A 4212-nucleotide genomic window follows, 5' to 3' on the forward strand; every position below is an offset into this window, starting at 1 on the left:
TCGCGGCTCCAGTGCTTGGCGTGGATGCCGGTGTCGAGCACCAGCCGCACCGCCCGCCAGATCTCCAGGCTGAGGCGGCCGAAGTCGTCGTAGGGGTCCTGGTAGAACCCCGCCTCCTTGCCCAGCTTCTCGGCGTAGAGCCCCCAGCCCTCGGTGTAGGCGCCGTAGTAGGACAGCCGGCGGAACAGCGGCAGGTCGGCCTGGGCCTGGGCGCGGGCGATCTGGAAGTGATGCCCTGGCGCCCCCTCGTGATAGGCGATGGCCGGCAACTGCACCTTCTGCACCTGGTTCATGTCGGTGAGGTTCACGTAGAAGATGCCCGGTCGCGACCCATCCGGCGTGCCCTGGCTGTAGAAGGCGGTGGAGGCGGTCTTCTCGCGGAACGGCTCGACGGCGCGCACCTCGAGCTGCTGCTTCGGCAGCACCGAGAACTGCCTGTCCGCCACGGCCATGTAGTCGGCGATGATCTTCTTGGCGTCGGCCAGGTACTGCTGCTTGCCGGCCTCGGTGTTGGGATAATGGGTCTTGGGGTCCTTCTGCACGAAGGCGAAGAACTGTTCGAGCGTGCCCTTGAAGCCGACCCTGGCCTTGATGACCTCCATCTCGCGGCGGATGCGCGCCACTTCGGCCAGGCCCGTCCTGTGGATCTGGTCGGGCGTGAGCTCGGTGGTCGTGAAGAAGCGGACGGTGTCGGCGTAGAAAGCGTCGCCGTCGGGCAGCGCCCAGACGCCGTTCACGGTGGTGGCCCTCTTCTGCATGCCCTGCAGCGAGGCGATGTAGCGCTCGTAGCCGCGCTTCCACGGCCCCTTCAGCGCGGCCTCCGCGTCGGCGAGCAGCTTCTGCTTCGCCGCATCGTCGGCCTGGAGCGCGGCGACCTTGCCCTTGAAGTCGGCCCAGACCGGGTGGTCGGCGCCGCCGTCGAACGGCGCGCCCTTGATCTGCGTCTGGGCGTCGGGGATCACGCGACCGAACACGAACGACGGCGGCAGGAACCCCTTCGCGGTGCGCTGGTCGATGTCGTCGCTGACCTCCCCGGCCACCCGCTCGACCGCCCTGAGGCGCGAGACATAGGCCTCGGCGTCGGCGACGCTGGTCACCTTGTGCGCGTTGATCAGCAGCACGGGCACGCCGTCGAGCGCGCTGCCGTTCGAGGTGACGGCGTAGGCCTGCCAGTACCACTTCAGGAAGGTGCGCTGGACCGTCACGTTGCGCTCGAAGAGGTCGTAGCTGAGCTGGCTCGCCGGCGAGAGCTTCGAACGGTCGAAGTCGGCCTTCATCTTCGCGAGCTGCTTCTCGGCCAGCGCCAGGGCCTTCACGTTGCCCTCGCGGGTGTAGTCGCCGAGTTCGCCGTAGCGCATCTTCACGCCGAACTGGGTCATCTGCTCGGGGCTGAGCATGCCGGCCTCCAGGAACGAGGCCTGGAAGAAGGCGGCGATACGCGCGTCTTCCGACTGTGCGGCCGGCGCCGCGGGCGAGGCGGCGGGCTGGGCGATGGCGGCGGGCGCGGCGATCAGGGCCGTGGCGAGGGCCAGGGCGGAGCAGGCGGTGCGGAACATGCGGTCCCCAACTTGTTCAGGCCCCAAGGCTTAGGGCCCGCCCGGCCCTGCCGTAAAGGGCGCCTGCGACGCGCGGCCGCTTGCGTGCGGCGGCGCGAAGCGCCACATCTCCCGGCATGTTCATCCAGACCGAAGCGACCCCGAACCCGGAGGTCCTGAAGTTCCTGCCCGGCAAGACGGTGCTGGGCGAGGGCACGCGCGACTTCCGCTCGCCCGAAGATGCGGCCGCCTCGCCGCTCGCGGCCGAACTGTTCGGGATCACGGGCGTGAGCCGGGTCTTCTTCGGCCCCGACTTCATCACCGTCGGCAAGCACGCCTCGGTCGACTGGCCGCTCCTGAAGGCCCCGATCCTGGCCGCCATCATGGACCACTTCACCGCGGGCCGGCCGCTGTTCGCCGAAGGCGCCGAGGCCTCGGCCGGCGACCACGACGGCGGCGAATACGAGGGCGAGACCGCCCAGATCGTCGCCGAGATCAAGGACCTGCTCGACACCCGCATCCGCCCGGCCGTGGCCCAGGACGGCGGCGACATCCTCTTCAACCGCTTCGACGTGGCGACCGGCGTCGTGTGGCTGAACATGCGCGGCGCCTGCTCGGGCTGCCCGTCCTCCTCGGCGACCCTGAAGGCCGGCGTGGAGAACATGCTGAAGCACTACGTCCCGGAAGTGACGGCGGTCGAACAGGCCTTGTAAGCCGTCATCCCGGCCAGCAGGGGCGCCGCCGCGTCGGCCGAGCCGGGACCCCGCAGCCGCTTCCCGACGCAAAGCCCATCCGCTACCCACGCCTGAATGCTGGTCTTCGCCCTCGACACCTGCCTGAACGCCTGCTCGGTCGCCGTGCTCGACGGCGAGCGGGTGCTGGCGCACGCCTGCGAAGCCATGACGCGCGGCCACCAGGAGCGGCTGGCGCCGATAGCGCAGGCGGTGATGGCGCAGGCCGGCCTGGCCTTCGAGCGGCTGGACCGCATCGGCGCCACCGTCGGTCCGGGCTCGTTCACCGGCCTGCGGGTCGGCGTCGCCTTCGCCAAGGGGCTGGGCTCGGCCCTGTCGATCCCCGCGGTCGGCGTCGGCACGCTGGAGGCCCTGGCCGCCGAGGCCGGCGGCCTCGTCGCCGCCGCCATCGACGCCCGGCGCGAGCAGGTCTACCTGCAGGTCTTCGCGGACGGCCACGCCCTGATGGCGCCCGGCGTCCTGCCGGTCGAGGCCGCGCACGCCCGGGTGGCCGAGTTCGCCATGGACCGGCCGTTGACCCTCGTGGGCTCGGGCGCCGCCCTCCTCGCGCGGGCCGCCGACACGATCCTCGCGCCCGAAGGCTGCGACGCGCGGCGCGTCGCGCGCCTCGCCGCCGCGAAGGCCGCGACGCCGATCCGGCCGCTCTACCTGCGCGCGCCTGACGCCAGGCTGCCCGGCGGGATCGCGCCGTGAAGCTGAGCGCCGCCACGCCCACCGACGCCGCGGCCATGGCTTCGGCCCATGCCCAGGCCTTCGACAGCCCGTGGGACGAGATGGACTTCGAGGACCTGCTCGACGGCGAGGGCGTCTTCGGCTTCCTCGTCCACGGCGACGATCCGGCCGGCGTCCTGATCTGCCGCGCCATCGCGGGCGAAGCCGAGATCCTGACGGTGGGGGTCGCGCCCTGGGCCCGGCGGCAGGGCGTGGCGCAGGCGTTGATGGCCGCCGCCATCGGCGCGGCCCGCGGCGTCGGCGCCGCCGACATGTTCCTGGAGGTCGACGTCGGGAACGCCCCGGCCGTCACCCTCTACGAACGCCTCGGATTCGTGCGGACCGGCGTCCGCCGGGACTACTACGACCGCGGCGCGGCGGGTCGCGCGGACGCGCTCGTGATGCGTCTCGACCTTACATCGTCGGGCCTCTAGACCTATCCTCAGGGACGCGAAGGAATCGGACGTGTTGGACCGGATCGAGAAACTCTGCCTCGAAAAGAACATGCGCATGACCGAGCAGCGCCGGGTCATCGCGCGCGTGCTCTCGACCGCCCACGACCATCCCGACGTCGAGGAACTGCACCGCCGCGCCCACGCGGTCGACCCGCACATCTCCATCGCCACCGTCTACCGGACGGTGCGCCTGTTCGAAGAGGCCGGCATCATCGACCGCCTCGATTTCCGCGACGGCCGCTCCCGCTACGAGGAGCACACCGACGAGCACCACGACCACCTGATCGACATGAAGACGGGCGCCGTCATCGAGTTCGTCGACGAGGAGATCGAAGCCCTCCAGGTCGCGATCGCCAAGAAGCTCGGCTACAAGCTCGTGGATCACCGGCTTGAGCTCTATGGGGTGCCGATCGACGAGTAACTCCCTCCCTTGATGGGTAGGGAGCGAAGCTTGCGCGCGCGCCTTCGCGTCCCCATAACCCCGCCATGTCCGAGACCGCGCCCGTAAAGCGCCTCTACATCAAGACCTACGGCTGTCAGATGAACGTCTACGACAGCGAGCGCATGGCCGATGTCCTTGCGCCGCTGGGCTATGGGATGACGGACGATCCCACCGCGGCCGACCTGGTGGTGCTCAACACCTGCCACATCCGCGAGAAGGCCACCGAGAAGGTCTACTCCGAGCTCGGCAAGATCCGCGAGATGCGCGACGAGCGCCTCGCCGGCGGCGGCGCGCGCATGACCATCGCGGTCGCCGGC

At 70.4% G+C, this 4212-nt stretch carries 5 protein-coding genes and 1 pseudogene; 5 read left to right on the forward strand and 1 reads right to left on the reverse strand.

The window, feature by feature from the left end; genetic code table 11:
* A partial coding sequence (locus JNL41_RS01560; protein WP_293472511.1) for a DUF885 domain-containing protein occupies positions 1-1556 on the reverse strand: 1556 nt, incomplete at its 3' end.
* A gap of 116 nt (positions 1557-1672) precedes the next feature.
* Here JNL41_RS01560 and JNL41_RS01565 point away from each other — a divergent pair.
* From JNL41_RS01565 to JNL41_RS01585, 5 genes and pseudogenes are all read left to right on the forward strand, one after another.
* A complete protein-coding gene (locus JNL41_RS01565) occupies positions 1673-2248 on the forward strand; it encodes a NifU family protein (RefSeq protein WP_293472512.1) in 576 nt (191 codons plus the stop codon).
* Between the two features lie 99 nt (positions 2249-2347).
* Positions 2348-2980, forward strand: coding sequence for a tRNA (adenosine(37)-N6)-threonylcarbamoyltransferase complex dimerization subunit type 1 TsaB (gene tsaB / locus JNL41_RS01570; protein WP_293472514.1), 633 nt, complete (start codon positions 2348-2350; stop codon positions 2978-2980).
* Entirely contained in the window at positions 2977-3432 is a 456-nt protein-coding gene (locus JNL41_RS01575; protein ID WP_293472513.1) for a GNAT family N-acetyltransferase, read from the forward strand. Before tsaB ends, JNL41_RS01575 begins: the two co-directional genes overlap by 4 nt.
* A 34-nt stretch (positions 3433-3466) precedes the next feature.
* Positions 3467-3874 (forward strand): Fur family transcriptional regulator, encoded by a 408-nt coding sequence (locus tag JNL41_RS01580; RefSeq protein ID WP_293472515.1) that lies wholly within the window; start codon positions 3467-3469, stop codon positions 3872-3874.
* A 65-nt stretch (positions 3875-3939) separates the two neighbouring features.
* Positions 3940-4212: pseudogene (locus JNL41_RS01585) on the forward strand (tRNA (N6-isopentenyl adenosine(37)-C2)-methylthiotransferase MiaB); the annotation flags it as partial.

The organism is Phenylobacterium sp. (assembly GCF_016793285.1).
Classification (GTDB): Bacteria; Pseudomonadota; Alphaproteobacteria; order Caulobacterales; family Caulobacteraceae; genus Phenylobacterium.